This is a genomic window from Corallococcus exercitus, assembly GCF_003611585.1.
In the GTDB taxonomy this organism is placed as follows: Bacteria; Myxococcota; Myxococcia; order Myxococcales; family Myxococcaceae; genus Corallococcus; species Corallococcus exercitus.
Genome location: NZ_RAVW01000240.1, coordinates 1 through 14,712 on the forward strand (window position 1 = coordinate 1; position 14,712 = coordinate 14,712).

Below are 14,712 nucleotides of genomic sequence, written 5' to 3' on the forward strand. Positions count from 1 at the left end.
CTGCCCGACACGGCGCTGCAGGGCTTCATCCTGCCGGTGTCCTCCTACTACGAGCACACCGTGCAGGCGGGCTTCGGCTACCGCAACCACCTGCCGGGCAGGGCCCACTGGGGCTTCCAGGTGACGAGCGGCCCCACCTTCTACGGCGCCCACTTCACCACCCAGCCTCCGGACCGCCGCACCGCGGGCACCGTCCAGGGCCGCTTCCAGATTGGCTACCAGATGCAGCGGGACGTGGGCGTGGGGCTGGCCCTGGGTTACTCGGAGCCCTTCGGCCTCAAGAACCGCAGCTTCGCACGTGACTTCGTGGGTGGCGTGAACCTCGGATTTTTCGCGGATTGGCGGTAGAGGCGCGGTACACTCCGTGAGCGAGAGCGGCCCCGCCTGCCGGTGCGGGCAGGGTGCCGCGTCCACGTTCACGCCCCATGGTCGAGCTGCTCAGTGCCCACGTCGCGCGCTACCTGCGCAACCGCGAGGAGTTCGAACGGGGACTCCCCGCGGCGGTCCTCCTCTTCACGCCTCCCCTGGGCGGGGTGCCCCCTGCCGACCTGGAGGAGTACCCGCTGCGCACGGTGACCAACGCGGGCCCGGCGACGCTCGGGCAGGACGAACCCGTCGTCTTCCCGGTGCTCAAGTGCCAGGGCAACGCCTTCGGCCGGGGCATCACCGTGGGGCGCACCAGCAACAACGACGTCGTCCTCGATGACGGCAGTGTGTCCCGGTTTCACGCGTGGTTTTCGCGGGACACGGGGGATACGGGGTTTCTGCTGACGGATGCGGGCTCGAAGAACGGCTCGTACGTGGCCGGGGGCCGGCTGTTGGCTCGCAAACCCATGCCGGTGGAGGACGGGGTGCGGCTGCGCTTCGGTCAGGTGGAGGTCAGCTTCTACACGGCGGGCGGCTTCGCTCGCCTGCTGACGGTGCGCCTGCAGTCCTGAAGCCTTGCCACGTCTTCGGCGGCCTGCGTAACGTGCGGAGTCACCCTCTAGGCACGGATGGAGCGTTCGCGGTGGCCTTGACCACAGAAGCCTTCGGGCTGACCGATGTCGGCCGGAAACGGCAACACAACGAAGACGCGATGATGGTGGACGCGTCGCTCGGCCTGTTCATGGTCGCCGATGGCATGGGCGGACACGCCGCGGGTGAAGTCGCCAGCGCGCGGGCCACGGAGGTCGTCAAGCAGCACATCGCGGCCAACCGGCACCTGCTCAAGGACCTGGCGCAGAACCCCACGGCGGACAGCCGCTCCGCGGCCGCCGCGCTGGTGGAGGTGGCGGTGCAGCGCGCGTGCGCGGACATCTACCGCACGGCGATGACGGACGCCTCCAAGCGCGGCATGGGCACCACGTTCGTGTGCCTGGCCGTGGGCGGCAACAAGGGCGTCATCGGCCACGTGGGCGACAGCCGCGTGTACCTGGTGCGGCATGGACAGTGCCACCGGCTCACCGAGGACCACACGCTCGTCGCCGCGCAGCTCAAGGCCGGCACCATCACCAAGGAGCAGGCGGCCACCTCGCAGTACCGCAACGTCATCACCCGCGCGGTGGGCATCCAGGAGTCCGTCCAGGTCGACACGCTCATCGTGGACCTGATGCCCGGCGACGTGTTCCTCCTCTGTTCGGACGGCCTGCACGGCTACATCGAGGACGAGGAGATTCTCCCCCTGGTCGCGGGGCTGCAGCCCGGGGACCTGCCGCGCAAGCTGGTGGAGATGGCCAACGAGCGCGGCGGCAAGGACAACATCACCGCCGTGGTGGTGAAGGTGGCCGGCGACAGCGCGGCGCTCGCCAGCGAGGAGACGAGCGAGGCGCAGTCGCGCATGGAGGCGCTGCGGAAGATCCCGCTCTTCCGCCACCTCACGTACAAGGAGCAGACGGCGGTGCTGTCCATCGCCACCACGCGCACCTACCCGGCGGGTCGGGAAATCGTGGTGGAGGGGCAGCCGGGCGAGGAGCTCTTCGTCGTCATCCGGGGCCGGGTGGCCATCGAGAAGAACGGCGTGGAGATCGCGGAGCTGCGCTCGGGCGGGCACTTCGGCGAGATGGGCCTCATCGACAACGCGCCCCGCTCCGCCACCGTGCGCGCCACGGAGCCCACCCGGACCATGGTCATCGCCCGCTCTGATTTGATGGGGCTGATGAAGCGCGAGGCCATCCTCGCGGTGAAGATGCTCTGGAGCTTCGTGCAGGTGCTGAGCGACCGGCTTCGGGCCACCAACTCGGAATTGAGCGAGGCCCGGCAGGAGCTGGCCGTGGCGCAGGCCATCCAGCCGTTCGCGGAAGACTGAGCAGGGAACCCCACCGGCCCCCGGGACGTCCTCAAGAGGACGCTCTGGAATTTCCCGGGGGAAACCGTCGTTGGGGGGCCGGCCGGCGAGTAAGGTCCCGGCCGCGTACACATGCGCAAATGGGTCTTCATCGCGGTGGCCGCCGTGCTGGCGCTCGCCGCCGTCGTGCTGGTGCCCCGGTGGGGCGCTCCGGCCGCGCGCCCCGTCTCGCCCGTCTCCGCCAGCTCCATCCGCCAGGGGATGCCCGCCTTCAACGCGGTGGCGGTGTCGTCCGGCGCGCAGGAGGGGCTGACGCTCACCGGGCGCGTGCTGGACGGCGGCGGCCGGCCGGTGGCGGACGCGGAGGTGTCGCTCGCGGCGTCGGCGGAGCGGACGCTGGCGGACGTGCGGTGCGACGAGTGCGGCCTGGCGCTCCTGGCCTGCACCGCGCATGAGACGGCGCTGCACACGCGGGCCTTCTTCGAACAGCAGCAGGGCTTCCTCACGGCGCGCGCCACGGTGCGCACGGACGCGGCAGGCAGGTTCCGCTTCGAGCACCTGGCGGGCGTGTCCTTCACCGTCTGGGCGCGCTCCGCGGGGCTGGGTGTGGCGCTCAGGGACCGGGCCGCGCCGGGCGAGCCGGTGGACCTGTACCTGCCGCCCTTGCGGAGCATCACCGGCACGGTGGTGGACGACTCCGGCCAGGCGAGGCCCGGGGCACGCGTGCGCGCGGTGTCGCGCAAGGTGCCGCTGCCCTTCGAGGCCGTGGCGGGCCCGGGCGGGGCCTTCACGCTGTCGGGCCTGGGCGAGGGGCCCTTCTACGTGCTCGCGGACGCGGAGGGCTTCCAGCCCGCGGTGGCGCAGCAGGTGGAGGCGGACTCGCAGCCCCTGCGCCTGAAGCTGACGCCGTCGCGCACGCTGGAGGTGCGCGTGACGCGCGACGGGGCGCCCGCGGCGGCGACGGTGCGGCTGAGGGGCGACCACCTGACGCGCGAGGAGCACACGGAGGCGCAGGGCGGGCCGGTGCGCTTCAACGGCCTGTACCCGGACGAGGTGGTGGTGACGGCGGAGGCGCCGGGCTTCGGCTCCGCGCCCCAGACGCTCACGCTGTCGCAGCGGGTGACGCAGGTGACGCTGGTGCTGGAGGCTGCGGGCCGGCTGCTCGTCACGGTGGTGGACGAGGACGGCCAGCCGGTGCCCAACCCGCAGCTGCTCTTGCGCACGGTGGCGGGCGACCTCATCCGCCGCGACGCGGTGCCCACCGGGGCGCTGGCGGAGCTGGGGCCGCTGGCGCCGGGCGAGTACGTGCTGGAGGGGCAGGCGGAGGGCTTCACCGCGGCGCAGCTGCCCGCGCGCGTGGCGCCGGGCGAGACGCCGCTGGAGCTGGAGCTGGCGAAGGCCACGGTCATCAGCGGGCAGGTCATCGACGAGTACGGCCGGCCCGCGTCGGGCGTGTCCGTGCTGGTGCAGCCCACCGGCGAGGTGGTGAACGCGGGCGAGGACGGCCGCTTCACGGCGCAGGTGCCCATGCCCGGGCTCTACACGCTGCACGCGCACCACTCCGAGTGGGGCGGCGGCAGCGTGCAGGCGACGGCGCCCGCGACGGACGTGACGCTGTCCCTGGAGGCGAAGGCGGGCGCGGACGTGACGGTGTCCAGCGGCGGCCGGCGGGTGGAGGGCGCGGACGTGGTGATGTGGGCGGATCCGGAGAACATCTTCCGCAGCGACCGTCCCTCGGGGCCGGACGGCGTGGTGCCCATGCGGGGATTGCCGCCGGGCACGTACCAGCTGATGGCGTCGCATCCGGAGTACCTGCAGTCCGGGCCCAAGTCGGTGACGGTGCAGGACGGGACGAAGCAGCAGGTGGCGGTGGATCTGGAGCCCGGCGCGCAGCTCACGGGCGACGTGGTGGACGAGGACGGCCAGCCGGTGGTGGGCGCGGCGATGAGCGTGGCGCCGCGCGTGGCGGAGCCCACGCAGTCGGATTCGAGCGGCCACTTCGAGTTCCGCGCGCTGCGGCCGGACCGCACGTACATGGTCGAGGCGCGCCACTCGGGCTACGAGGCGATGGAGCGCCCGCAGGCCAGGCCGGGCGGGCCGCCGGTGCAGGTGAAGATGCGCAAGCGCTCGACGTTCCGGGGCCGCGTGGTGGACGACTCCGGCCAGCCGGTGCGCCGCTTCCGCGTGGACGAGCACGACGTGAACAGCCCGGATGGACGCTTCGAGCTGCCGCTGTCCACGGCGGGCGACCGGCTCATCGTCGCGGTGGATGCGACGGGGTACGAGCCCCAGGTGGTGGACCGTCCTTCGTCGCCGCCGGACATGGGGAACATCGTGCTGGTGAAGGCTCCGTCGGTGTCCGGCCGCGTGCGGGATGCGTCCGGCGGGCCGGTGCCGGACGCGGTGGTGACGTGCGACGTGTGCGACGGGTCGGTGCTGTCCGGGCCGGACGGCACCTTCACGCTGGCGAGTCCTCCCTTCGTGCCCCGCTTCACGGTGTCCGCCCGCAAGGGCAAGGTGAGCGGCACGCAGGAGGTGCCGCGCGGGAGCACGGCGCCGGTGGAGCTGACCCTCAAGCCCGCGACGCACCTGACGGGCCGGGTGTACCTGGCGAACGGCCAGCCCGCGGCGGGCGCGCAGGTGGAGGGGCTCAACGCGGACCGCAGCGAGACGGTGTCGCTCATCACCGGCGCGGATGGCCGCTACAGCGCGGACCTGTCGCCGGGCAGCTACCGCTTCGTGGTGGGCCCGCGTGGCGGCATGGGCGAGCCGGCGGTGGTGGTGCAGGTGGCGGGCGCGGACATGACGTTGGACCTGGGCCCGGTGCCGGGCACGGGTTCGGTGACGGTGCTGCTCCAGCCGGAGCGGGGCAAGGCGCTGTGGGTGGTGCCGGGAGAGGTGGGCGCGGTGGGCAATCCGCCCACGGAGCTGTTGCGCTCGCGCTACGCGCAGCTCGTGTACCAGCCCATGTCGGAGCGGGTGGTGGTGCAGGGCCTGCGGCCGGGCCGCTACACGCTGGTGTGGGGCTACTTCCACGCGGAGATGCCGGGGACGGGCCCGGTGGTGCGCGCGGTGGACGTTCCCTCCCAGGGTGAGGTGTCCCTGCGGTAGTCGTATTGCGGCCGGACGGGCTGGCGCGTAATGAAGCCGCATGGACGCATCGGCATTGAAGGGTCGCCGGATCATCGTCGGCGTGGGTGGCGGCATCGCGGCGTACAAGGCCTGCGAGCTGGTGCGTGAGCTGGGCCGCGCGGGCGCGGAGGTGCGGGTGGCCATGACGGAGGCCGCGCGCCAGTTCGTCACCCCGCTGACCTTCCAGGCGCTCGTGGGGCATCCGCCGCTCACGGACTACTTCGACCCGGCGCAGGAGGGGAACTTCGGTCACCTGGACCTGGCCCGCTGGGGCGAGGCCTACGTGGTGGCGCCCGCGACGGCGGACCTCATCGCGAAGATCCGCGCGGGCTTCGGCGGTGACGCGGTGACGACGTCGCTGCTCGCGTTCAAGGGGCCGGTGGTTTTGGCGCCCGCGATGAACGTGGCCATGTGGGAGAACGCCCGGACGCAGGAGAACGTGGCGTCGCTCCTGGCGGAGGCGCGCTTCACCACGGTGGGGCCGGGCGCGGGGATGCTGGCGTGCGGCGACGTGGGCTCGGGCCGGTTGGCGGACGTGGGCGCCATCGTGTCCGCGGTGGAGGCGCGGCTGGGCGGAGGTCCGCTCACGGGCAGGACGGTGCTGGTGACGGCGGGCCCGACGCGCGAGTACCTGGACCCGGTGCGGTTCATCTCCAATCCGTCCACGGGGAAGATGGGCCTGGCGCTGGCGCACGAGGCGCGAGCGTTGGGAGCGAAGGTGACGGTGGTGCTGGGCCCGGTGGGCGCGGTGGACCGCACGGGCCTGGAGGTGGTGGACGTGGTGAGCGCGGAGGACATGGCGCGCGAGGTGCTGTCGCGCGTGGAGTCCGCGGACGCGTTCATCGCCACGGCGGCGGTGAGCGACTGGCGGCCGGAGACGCGAGCGCCGCAGAAGGTGAAGAAGGGCGAGGGCCCGGAGAACCTCAAGCTGGTGCGCACGCCGGACGTGCTGCTGGAGGCGTCGCGCAAGGTGGCGGGGAGGGCGAAGCGTCCGGTGCTGGTGGGCTTCGCGGCGGAGACGGAGCGGGTGGTGGAGCACGCGCGCGAGAAGCTGGAGCGCAAGGGGCTGGACGCCATCGTCGCCAACGATGTCACCGCCGAGGGCGCGGGGTTTGGGACGGACACGAACCGCGTGACGGTGATCTCTCGGAGTGGCCCCGACCGCGTGTTGCAGGGCAGCAAGCGCGCGGTGGCGGGGGAGATTTTGTCCCTGCTGCTCGTGTCACCGCGCGGCTGAGCGCTTCGGCGTCATCAGCCGTTGCATCAGGCGCGCGAAGGCGTTGGGCGGCTGGATGCGGGTGTTCTGGAACGCGGTGAAGTACCAGACGCCCTCACGCTTCACAGCGACCGTGGTCTGGATGGAGCGCCGGCCCTTGGGCGCCTTGCGCTGCCAGCGCAGCTTGACGACGCCTTCGGTGTGGATGAGCGCCACGTCCGGAGCGAGGAAGCGCAGGGACTTCACCTCACCGTCAAGTGTGGAGCCCCGGAGCACGCCGTCGAAGAGTGCCTGGTGGGCCTCCGCGTTGGCCTGCCGTCCCCGGATGTGGCTGCCGTCGAAGGCGACGTAGTCCACGTCCTCCGTGAAGCAGGCGGCGTAGGCCTGGGCGTCACCCTGGTTCCAGCATTCGTAGAGCCGTAGCAGACGCTCCCGGATGGCGGCGGTTTCGGCGGGCTCGTGAAAGGCGGAGAAGGACATCGGCTGGCTCATGGGGACCTCGCTTTCTGGGCCCATGACTACGGTCCTGAGGCCATCTCCACCAGTGATGGTCCATGATGGTTAGAATCACGAGCGTGAATCTCTCCGCCATCGACCTCAACCTGTTCCTCGTGCTGCACGCGGTGCTGGAGTCCGGCAGCGCGACGGGTGCGGCGCGCGAGCTTCACGTCACGCAGTCGGCGGTGAGCAACGCGCTGGCCCGGTTGCGCGACGTGCTGGGAGACCCGCTGGTGGTGCGCAGCGGTCGGGGGCTGGTGCCGACGCCTCGATGCGAGGAACTGCGGCCCTTCATCGCATCCGCCGTGGGACAGCTCCAGTTGGCGCTGGAGGGTGGCCAGGGCTTCAAGCCGGAGACGTGCACGCGGACGTTCACCCTGGCGGGCGCGGACCACCACGGTGTCTCCGACGTGCCGGTGCTCGCGGCGCTGTTCGCGAAGCGTCTTCCCGCCGCGCTCCTGCGCGTCGTGAGCATCGACTACCTCGTTGAGCGGGATGGGCTCACCACGGGCGCGGTGGACGTGGCGCTGGGCCCACCGGAGGCCACGGGGCCGGGGTGCCACGCCGAACCGCTGTACACGGATGACGCCGTGCTGCTCGTGCGCCGCGACCACCCGCGCATCCGGGGCAAGACGCTGACGAAGGCGCTCTACAACACGTCGAAGCACATCGACCTGCACCTCGCGGAAGGGCGCCCGGGCATCGGCGCCCAGCAGCACGCCCGCGTCCTCAAGGAGCACGGGCTCACGCGGGAGGTGGGGCTCGCCGTCCCGCACTTCTTCGCGGCGGCGATGGCGGCAGCCCGCTCCGACCTGGTGGCGGGAGTGCCCCGCCGCGTCGCCCGGGCCTTCTGCGACATGCTGCCGCTGCGCACGGTGGAGATGCCGTTTCCCTCACCGCGCATGACCAAGTCGCTCATCTGGCACACCCGGACGGATGCGGACCCGGGTGCGCGCTACTTCCGCTCGCTCGTGGTCGAAGCGCTCAGGGAATGACCTTGCGGCGGCGGTAGTCCTCGAAGACCTCGCGGAAGCTCGCCTCCGTTTCGATGTGCCCCGGGAACCCGTGGCGGCGCGCCTTGGACGGGTCCGCGAGGAAGTCGAAGTTGATGGAGAACATCCCCTGGGCATGCCGCCAGGGGTTGATGTCCGTGTACGGATGGGGAGCGAGTCCGTGCTTCGCGACCATCGCGTCCCAGAGCGGTGCCTTGTCCGCCATCGTCTCCACCAGGGAGATGGGAAGGGGAGGGGCCACCTCCAGGTCGAACATGCGGGCGATCCTCGGCCACAGGTCGCTCCAGCGGAACTGGTCGCCGTTGTTGATGTTGAAGGCCTGGTTGGCGGCCTTGGGGCTGGTCGCCGCCCACAGCATGGCTTGCGCCAGGAGCCGCGCATCCGTGATGTCCATGAGGATGTCGTAGGCGGACGGCGGCCCGGGGAAGCGCAGCGGGATGCCGAGCTCCTTCGACATGGACGCGTACACCGCGATGGCCAGCCCCGCGTTCATCGGAGTGCCCATGGCGTAGCCCACGACGACGGATGGACGGAGCGCGGACCACGTCCACGCCTTGCCCTGCTGCCGCCGCTCCAGGAAGACCTGCTGATCCACGTTGAACGAGGGAGGCATGTGCGCCGCGTCCGTCTCCCGGGCGGGCGTCTTGAACGGGCCCAACTGCGCGCCGTAGACCTTGTAGCCCTGCATCAGGTTGATGTGCTGGAGGTTCCGGGCGACAGGCTCCACCGCGTCCACCACGTTGACGAGCATGGCGACGTTGGGCGCCACCAGCTCCGCGAGCGTCGGGCGGTCCTGGTAGGCGGCGTAGAAGATGTGCGTCACCTGCGTCAGGCCGCTCAGCTTCTCGCGGCTGTCCGCGGCGTTCAGCAGGTCCACTGGGATGTAGCGCACGCCTTCCCGCGCTTCGCCTCCGCGACGGGACAGGCCGATGACCTCCCAGCCGCCGAGCGCTTCGAGGTGTTCGATGAGGTTGAGGCCAGCGATTCCATTGGCCCCGACAACCAGGGCCACGTTCTTGGGGGCAGACATGGGGTTCTCCATGCGGCCCCACGTGGATCCGTTTCCGGGCCGCACAGGACTAGTATTCGTGTGCCGTGTCACGAGGTAGAGCCGCTCCAGGCACAGGACTTGTGAGTTCAATTCAATGGCCCGTCTGGAAATCAATCGCTCCGGGGAGATGGAGGTCTTCGTCCGGGTCGTGGAGCAGGAGGGATTCTCCGCCGCCGCGCGTACCCTGCGGATGACACCCTCGGCGGTCAGCAAGCTCGTCGCACGGCTGGAAGCCCGCCTGGGCGCGCGGCTCGTGCACCGCAACACGCGGGGCTTCCAGCTCACGTCGGAGGGGTGCGTCTTCTACGAGCGCAGCGTGCAGGTGCTCGCGGAGTTGGATGAGGCCGAGCGGGGTGTCACGTCGCATGACGCACCCTCGGGCCGCGTGCGCGTGAACACCAACGTGCCCTACGGGACGCACGTTCTCCTGCCGCAGGTGCCCGCGTTCCAGGCACGCTATCCGGGCATCCGCTTGGACATCGGGCTCACGGATCAGGTGGTGGACCTGCTGGAGGATCGCGCGGACGTGGCCATCCGCGCGGGTCCGCTCAAGTCCTCCAACCTCATCGCGCGGAAGCTGGGGGAGACCCGCTTCCACGTCGTCGGCTCACCGGAGTACTTGAAGCGCGAGGGGACGCCCAGGACGGTCGCGAGCCTGGAGAAGCACAACCGCCTGGGTTTCAGCTACGCGCGCTCCGCGCAGCACTGGTCCTTCGTGGAGCGCGGCGCTCCGGTTTCCATTCCGTGTGTCGGCAACGTGCAGGTCAGCGACGGCGAGGCGGTGCGGCATCTGGCGCTCGCGGGAGCAGGCCTCGCCAGGCTCCCGGTGTTCATGGTCCGCGAGGACCTCCGGGCAGGGCGGCTGGTCACGGTGTTGGAGGACCGGAACCCCGGGGACACTGAAGCCTTCCATGCGGTGTTCCTCGATCCCGCGAGGCAGCTCCCAGCGCGCATCCGCGCGTTCCTCGACTACTTCGGCGAAGTGGGAATGGGGGCGCGGAATCCGCCCTGATTCAGCCCCTGAACTCAACCTTTGAGCCAGAAAAACGCGTCGTCACTGGCCAGCGCCTTCTCCAGGAACTCACTGAGGGATGTCGCGATGGGGCGCACGTCTTCAGGGAAAGTCTCGTGGTACGCGTCAAGGAGCGGGTACCGACCATTCGTCTGCCGGGCAGTATCCAGGATGACGTAGTCGGAGTCCTGGAGATCCACGAGGGTGTACCAGGATGCTGGCCCGAAGCGGTCATCGTCACCGGGACGCATGGCCACTCGGGCCCTGCGGATCTGTGCGAGCGGCAGCAGGTGATAGTTCGCATCAGGGAAAGGCTGGAAGAGGGTGGCACCGTCGCAGTGCAGATAGAAAGCACGCAGCTCCTCATCGAACTGCCATCCGACGCGAGCCTCAAAGGCCGCAACCTGCGCGAGCGTCGCGGGCGGATTGGGGAAGTGGCGAGCTGAAATCTCGGCCAGGAGTTCCTTCAGGGGCTTCGGCATGGCGGAATCCTCAGTCCACGTAGGGGCGCGCAGGTCCTGGTGTCAGCCATTTCCCGCCCGGCGCGTAGCACGCGGGGTATTCAGTATTGAAGACGCTGTGAACGTCGTCAGGGGCGGGCAGAACGTTGCCCGGTGCCGTAGGTGGTCCCCCGTGGCCCAGGTCGAAGATGTGGTGGCCTGGCCAGTACTTCCCGGAACCCGACTGGGGCCACGCGCCGAACTCGCGCCCCCACACTTCGCGGAACGCGGGCCGGGCGCTATTCCACATCTTCCGAAGGGGCTCGCCGTCCACTTTGGGGTAATCGCAGCAGCAATGCGTGATGGCCATCCGCCCACCGGCCTCCGCGGGCATGAACAGGTAGCGCCCCTGCCAGTCTGCCTTGATGTCGGCCAGCCACATGCAGCCCATGAGGGCATGGCCCTGAGCCGCGCACTTCGACTCGCAGCGGGACAGGAACGCGGCGCTGCACTGCCAGGGGCCGTAATAGATGGTCGTGCGGAGTTGACCTCCGTCCGGCGTCCCGAAGACCGGCCCCACCCACTTCGCCATGGCGGGCTTGCCCACCGTGCCGACGGTGGCCGAGCCGCATCCAACAAGGGCAAGGACGAACGCCGCGCTCGCGGCACGCAGAATGGCTGTCACGGCAGGCGGTGATAGCGCGGCAAGAACGCGTCCGACAATCAGACCCGGACTAACGCCACTCCACTGCCGCGACCTGTCCCGGCGTTCCTTCCACGCCATGGAGGAACGTGTGCTGCTCCAAGTGCACGGCCTCATGGAAGTCAGGCTCACCGTTGCCGTCGCTCCAGTCCACGCGGTCCATGCGGATGACGCGTGAAGAGTACGGCAGCAGCGTCGCCGGATCCGTCACCAACTCCAGCTCCACGTGCGCGTATCGTCCCTGCGTCTCATCCGTCTGCCCCACGGGCTCCCGAACGATTTTCAGCCTCGCGCACCGGGGCTCCGGATCGGTTTCGGAGCAGGCCACTCCGACATCCAGCCGGACGCGCTCCTCGGCGGGGACCTCCTCGGTCTTCTTGCGCCCGGTGCCCACGGACATCGTCGTGGACACGACCTCCGTCTGTCCTGGCTTGAAGCGCGCCCCGTGCCAGCTGCCCACCCACTCGTTCCAGCGGTTGCGGGCCTCGCGCTCCAGGCCGTTCGTGAGCGCCTTCGTCATCTGCGCCTTTTTTCGCGGGCTGACCGGCAGCGCGTCCAGCAGGTCCTGACCTGGGCCGTCCTCCAGCGGATCAATCCCCTGGAAGTCCCCCTGCGCGTCGATGATGGACGTAGCCAGCGGCTCCACGAAGGCGGGGAAGGGGGCTTCGATGATCTCCACGTCCTGGATCACCAACCGCCGGCGCCCCTCCTCATCCACGGGCCCGAGCCGCATCGCGTACCGGCGCTGTGCCGTCATCCGGCCGCTCCAGTCCGTCCGCACGTCCACCGTGTGCATCACCCGGATGGTCGCCTGCTCCGGCCAGCCGTAGCGCAGCGTCACCAGGTCCTTCCCCTGCGCGCCTCCGAGCGTGGCGCAGCCCATGACTCCGGAGGACAGCGCTGCGATGACGAGCCACGGGCGCGGGAAGGAAGTCATGTCCCGCCACGATAACAATACCCGGCGGGCCGCGCGGCTCGGTGTGAGGCCCGGGCCGCGCGAACCCAACACTCAACCAAGCACTCAGGCCAGCGCCGCCGAGGTGCCGCGCCGCAGGCCCGCGTACTCCAGCGCCGCGAACATCGCGACCGCCAGCGCCTGCGCCGTGACGAACGCCACCCCGAGCCCCGTGGGCGCCGTCGGGCCGTGCGTCATCAGGAGCACGCTGTCCACCACCCACAGCGCGTTCACCGCGACCACGAACCACACCGGCCACGAGGGCAGGGTGTCCCTCGACGCCAGGTACCCGAGCAGCAGCGCGAAGGGGATGAGCCCCAGCCCCGCCCCGCGCAGCAGTCCCGGCTCCAGGCCCAGCAGCGGCCCCATGGGCCCGGCGGCCACCGCCATCAACAGGCCCATGGCTCCACTGGCGACGCCGTCCAGCAGCAGCGCGCGGCGCAACAGGCTTCCCGACACGTTCTTGACGCTCATGGCACACGAATCCTTGCGAAGGGTTGGATGCGGCGGAGGCCGTGAGGCCGTCCGTCGTTGGTGGACAAGATGCGAGCCGGCCCGCGCGGTGTCGATTACCTCCGAGGGAATGGAAGCGCTGACGTGGGCCCCCTATCTTCCCGGCCATGACGAGCCTTCAGCAGAGCCGTCCCGTGGGAGAGCTGCTGCGCGGCTGGCGTCAGCGGCGCGGGCTGAGCCAGATGGACCTCGCGTTGCGCGCGGAGGTCTCCACCCGGCACGTGAGCTTCCTGGAGACCGGCCGCTCCCAGCCCAGCCGCGAGATGCTGCTCCACCTGGCGGAGGAACTGGACGTGCCCCTGCGCGACCGAAACGGCCTGTTGGTGGCGGCGGGCTTCGCCCCCGTCTTCTCCGAGCGCCCCCTGGACGACCCCGCGCTCACCGCCACGCGCGAGGCCGTGGAGCTGGTGCTCGCGGGCCAGGAGCCGTACCCGGCGCTCGCGGTGGACCGGCACTGGACGCTCGTCACCGCGAACCGCGCGGTGGGCGTGCTGCTGGCGGACATCCCTCCCGAAATGCTCCAGCCGCCCGTCAACGTCCTGCGCCTGAGCCTGCACCCGAACGGGCTCGCGCCGCGCATCGAGAACCTGCGCCAGTGGCGCGACCACGTCCTCACGCGGCTGCACCGGCAGGTGGACGCCAGCGCGGACGCCACGCTCGCGGCGCTGCTGGAGGAGCTGAAGGGCTACCCGGTGCCGGAGGCCGCCCCGGACGCGAAGGCGCGCGACTTCGCGGGCGTGGTGGTGCCCCTGCGCGTGCGCACGTCGCTGGGGCGGCTGTCCCTCTTCAGCACCACCACCGTGTTCGGCACGCCCGTGGACATCACGCTCGCGGAGCTGGCCATCGAGTCGTTCTTCCCCGCGGACCCGGACACCGCGGAGGCGCTGCGGCGGGCCGCCACGGAGAGGGCCCGCCAGGACACCTGAGGCGCTACGGCTTCACGCGCACCGTGCGCAGCGCCGTGCCCCAGGAGACGACCTGGTCCAGGAGCGTGTTCACCTGCTTCTCCTTGGCCGGGTCCGGCTTGAAGACGGTGTAGTGCTCGAAGTCGGTGGACAGGAACAGCTGCACCTGCGCGCGCACCGTGGCCATTTGCAGCTCCGCGGCGACGAGGCGCAGCTGCTCCACCGCGCGCACGCCGCCCGCGCTGCCGTAGCCCACGAAGCCGGCGGCCTTGTTGTTCCATTCGCCATAGACGAAATCGAGCGCGTTCTTCAGCGCGCCGGACGTGCCGTGGTTGTACTCGGGCGTCACGAAGACGTAGGCGTCGTAACCCGCCACCGCCGCGCTCCACCTCTTGGTGTGCTCCTGGGTGTACTTGCCCATGGACGGCGGGGTCGGTTCGTCCAGGAGGGGCAGGTTGAAGTCCTGGATGTCGACGACCTCGTACGTGGCGTCGCCGCGCTTCTTCGCGATGTCGTGGACCCAGCTGGCGACTTTGTCCGCCTTGCGACCCGGCCGCGTGCTTCCGACGACGATGGCCACCTTGATCATGTGCGAGGGGCTCCTGGGAAAACGGGTAGGACGTCCACCCGGCATCTTCCCCGCGTCCGCCCGGAGCCAGGGCGGGTTCGCCCGGGGTGTGTCCTGATTCGACCAGAGCCCGGCGCGTCCGCCCGGAAGGTGGCGGAAGCCCCGACCCTGGGCTAAGCGTACAGGCAACTTCCCCGGCTGCTTCCTTGCACCGGGGCAGCTCCTCCGATACCGATCCACGACCGTGAACGACGACACGCCTGATTCCGCGCAGGAGCTGGCCGACGTGCTCCAGGACGTGCGCCGCCACCTCCTCTGGCAGGAGGAGACCGCGGGCCGCTCGCTCCTCGTCGACGCGAAGGTCGCCGCCGAGCTCCAGCAGCAGCGCGCCGCCGCCTCCTCCGTGCGCTCGATGATCGCCCGGACCAAGGCCCCCGAGC

At 70.6% G+C, this 14,712-nt stretch carries 14 protein-coding genes and 2 pseudogenes; 9 read left to right on the forward strand and 7 right to left on the reverse strand.

Annotation, left to right across the window (positions count from 1 at the left end):
- The 5 genes and pseudogenes from D7W79_RS26110 to coaBC form a co-directional block, all read left to right on the forward strand.
- Positions 1 to 348, forward strand: a pseudogene (locus tag D7W79_RS26110) (hypothetical protein); the annotation flags it as partial.
- Between the two features lie 77 nt (positions 349 to 425).
- A complete protein-coding gene (locus tag D7W79_RS26115; protein WP_120528113.1) occupies positions 426 to 938 on the forward strand; it encodes an FHA domain-containing protein in 513 nt (170 codons plus the stop codon).
- Positions 939 to 1,009: 71 nt separating this feature from the next.
- A complete protein-coding gene (locus D7W79_RS26120) occupies positions 1,010 to 2,287 on the forward strand; it encodes a Stp1/IreP family PP2C-type Ser/Thr phosphatase (protein WP_043323281.1) in 1,278 nt (425 codons plus the stop codon).
- A gap of 111 nt (positions 2,288 to 2,398) precedes the next feature.
- A complete protein-coding gene (locus D7W79_RS26125) occupies positions 2,399 to 5,377 on the forward strand; it encodes a carboxypeptidase-like regulatory domain-containing protein (protein WP_120528115.1) in 2,979 nt (992 codons plus the stop codon).
- 40 nt (positions 5,378 to 5,417) lie between these two features.
- Positions 5,418 to 6,635: a bifunctional phosphopantothenoylcysteine decarboxylase/phosphopantothenate--cysteine ligase CoaBC gene (gene coaBC / locus D7W79_RS26130; protein WP_120528116.1), complete on the forward strand. Its 1,218-nt coding sequence runs from the start codon at positions 5,418 to 5,420 to the stop codon at positions 6,633 to 6,635.
- Here coaBC and D7W79_RS26135 read toward each other — a convergent pair.
- The gene (locus D7W79_RS26135) at positions 6,621 to 7,106 is read right to left on the reverse strand and encodes an SgcJ/EcaC family oxidoreductase (protein ID WP_244221971.1); all 486 of its coding nucleotides are present in this window, start codon (positions 7,104 to 7,106) and stop codon (positions 6,621 to 6,623) included. The genes coaBC and D7W79_RS26135 overlap by 15 nt on opposite strands.
- Positions 7,107 to 7,189: 83 nt before the next feature.
- On the opposite strand from D7W79_RS26135, the gene D7W79_RS26140 reads away from it, so the two are divergent.
- Positions 7,190 to 8,107: a LysR family transcriptional regulator gene (locus D7W79_RS26140; RefSeq protein ID WP_244221972.1), complete on the forward strand. Its 918-nt coding sequence runs from the start codon at positions 7,190 to 7,192 to the stop codon at positions 8,105 to 8,107.
- On the opposite strand, the gene D7W79_RS26145 is transcribed toward D7W79_RS26140, so the two are convergent.
- Positions 8,097 to 9,155 (reverse strand): SDR family oxidoreductase, encoded by a 1,059-nt coding sequence (locus D7W79_RS26145; protein ID WP_120528125.1) that lies wholly within the window; start codon positions 9,153 to 9,155, stop codon positions 8,097 to 8,099. The genes D7W79_RS26140 and D7W79_RS26145 overlap by 11 nt on opposite strands.
- A 115-nt stretch (positions 9,156 to 9,270) precedes the next feature.
- Here D7W79_RS26145 and D7W79_RS26150 point away from each other — a divergent pair, with 115 nt between their 5' ends.
- Positions 9,271 to 10,188 carry a LysR family transcriptional regulator gene (locus tag D7W79_RS26150; protein ID WP_120528119.1) on the forward strand — a complete coding sequence of 306 codons (918 nt, stop codon included), beginning with the start codon at positions 9,271 to 9,273 and terminating at the stop codon, positions 10,186 to 10,188.
- Positions 10,189 to 10,202: 14 nt separating this feature from the next.
- Here D7W79_RS26150 and D7W79_RS26155 read toward each other — a convergent pair whose 3' ends face one another.
- The 4 genes from D7W79_RS26155 to D7W79_RS26170 all read right to left on the reverse strand — a co-directional run bounded on the left by D7W79_RS26155 (position 10,203) and on the right by D7W79_RS26170 (position 12,760).
- On the reverse strand, positions 10,203 to 10,670 hold the full coding sequence (locus tag D7W79_RS26155; protein ID WP_120528120.1) for an SMI1/KNR4 family protein: 468 nt from the start codon (positions 10,668 to 10,670) through the stop codon (positions 10,203 to 10,205).
- A gap of 10 nt (positions 10,671 to 10,680) precedes the next feature.
- The gene (locus tag D7W79_RS26160; RefSeq protein WP_244221973.1) at positions 10,681 to 11,313 is read right to left on the reverse strand and encodes a hypothetical protein; all 633 of its coding nucleotides are present in this window, start codon (positions 11,311 to 11,313) and stop codon (positions 10,681 to 10,683) included.
- Between the two features lie 49 nt (positions 11,314 to 11,362).
- The gene (locus tag D7W79_RS26165) at positions 11,363 to 12,268 is read right to left on the reverse strand and encodes a hypothetical protein (protein ID WP_147442051.1); all 906 of its coding nucleotides are present in this window, start codon (positions 12,266 to 12,268) and stop codon (positions 11,363 to 11,365) included.
- 84 nt (positions 12,269 to 12,352) lie between these two features.
- Positions 12,353 to 12,760 carry a hypothetical protein gene (locus D7W79_RS26170; protein WP_120528122.1) on the reverse strand — a complete coding sequence of 136 codons (408 nt, stop codon included), beginning with the start codon at positions 12,758 to 12,760 and terminating at the stop codon, positions 12,353 to 12,355.
- A gap of 146 nt (positions 12,761 to 12,906) precedes the next feature.
- Here D7W79_RS26170 and D7W79_RS26175 point away from each other — a divergent pair, with 146 nt between their 5' ends.
- Positions 12,907 to 13,725, forward strand: a complete 819-nt coding sequence (locus tag D7W79_RS26175; RefSeq protein WP_120528123.1) for a helix-turn-helix domain-containing protein — start codon at positions 12,907 to 12,909, stop codon at positions 13,723 to 13,725.
- A gap of 4 nt (positions 13,726 to 13,729) precedes the next feature.
- On the opposite strand, the gene D7W79_RS26180 is transcribed toward D7W79_RS26175, so the two are convergent.
- Complete coding sequence (locus tag D7W79_RS26180) at positions 13,730 to 14,293, reverse strand: NADPH-dependent FMN reductase (protein WP_120528124.1); 564 nt, start codon at positions 14,291 to 14,293, stop codon at positions 13,730 to 13,732.
- 223 nt (positions 14,294 to 14,516) lie between these two features.
- On the opposite strand from D7W79_RS26180, the pseudogene D7W79_RS26185 reads away from it, so the two are divergent.
- Positions 14,517 to 14,712, forward strand: a pseudogene (locus D7W79_RS26185) (uracil-DNA glycosylase); the annotation flags it as partial.

Bases quoted from the DNA above. Each gene is read 5' to 3' on its own strand.
- D7W79_RS26115 (WP_120528113.1), top strand. From the start codon at position 426: ATGGTCGAGCTGCTCAGTGCCCACGTCGCGCGCTACCTGCGCAACCGC.
- D7W79_RS26155 (WP_120528120.1), bottom strand. From the start codon at position 10,670: ATGCCGAAGCCCCTGAAGGAACTCCTGGCCGAGATTTCAGCTCGCCAC.
- D7W79_RS26150 (WP_120528119.1), top strand. From the start codon at position 9,271: ATGGCCCGTCTGGAAATCAATCGCTCCGGGGAGATGGAGGTCTTCGTC.
- D7W79_RS26145 (WP_120528125.1), bottom strand. From the start codon at position 9,155: ATGTCTGCCCCCAAGAACGTGGCCCTGGTTGTCGGGGCCAATGGAATC.
- D7W79_RS26165 (WP_147442051.1), bottom strand. From the start codon at position 12,268: ATGACTTCCTTCCCGCGCCCGTGGCTCGTCATCGCAGCGCTGTCCTCC.
- D7W79_RS26175 (WP_120528123.1), top strand. From the start codon at position 12,907: ATGACGAGCCTTCAGCAGAGCCGTCCCGTGGGAGAGCTGCTGCGCGGC.
- D7W79_RS26180 (WP_120528124.1), bottom strand. From the start codon at position 14,293: ATGATCAAGGTGGCCATCGTCGTCGGAAGCACGCGGCCGGGTCGCAAG.
- D7W79_RS26125 (WP_120528115.1), top strand. From the start codon at position 2,399: ATGCGCAAATGGGTCTTCATCGCGGTGGCCGCCGTGCTGGCGCTCGCC.
- D7W79_RS26135 (WP_244221971.1), bottom strand. From the start codon at position 7,106: ATGAGCCAGCCGATGTCCTTCTCCGCCTTTCACGAGCCCGCCGAAACC.
- D7W79_RS26170 (WP_120528122.1), bottom strand. From the start codon at position 12,760: ATGAGCGTCAAGAACGTGTCGGGAAGCCTGTTGCGCCGCGCGCTGCTG.
- coaBC (WP_120528116.1), top strand. From the start codon at position 5,418: ATGGACGCATCGGCATTGAAGGGTCGCCGGATCATCGTCGGCGTGGGT.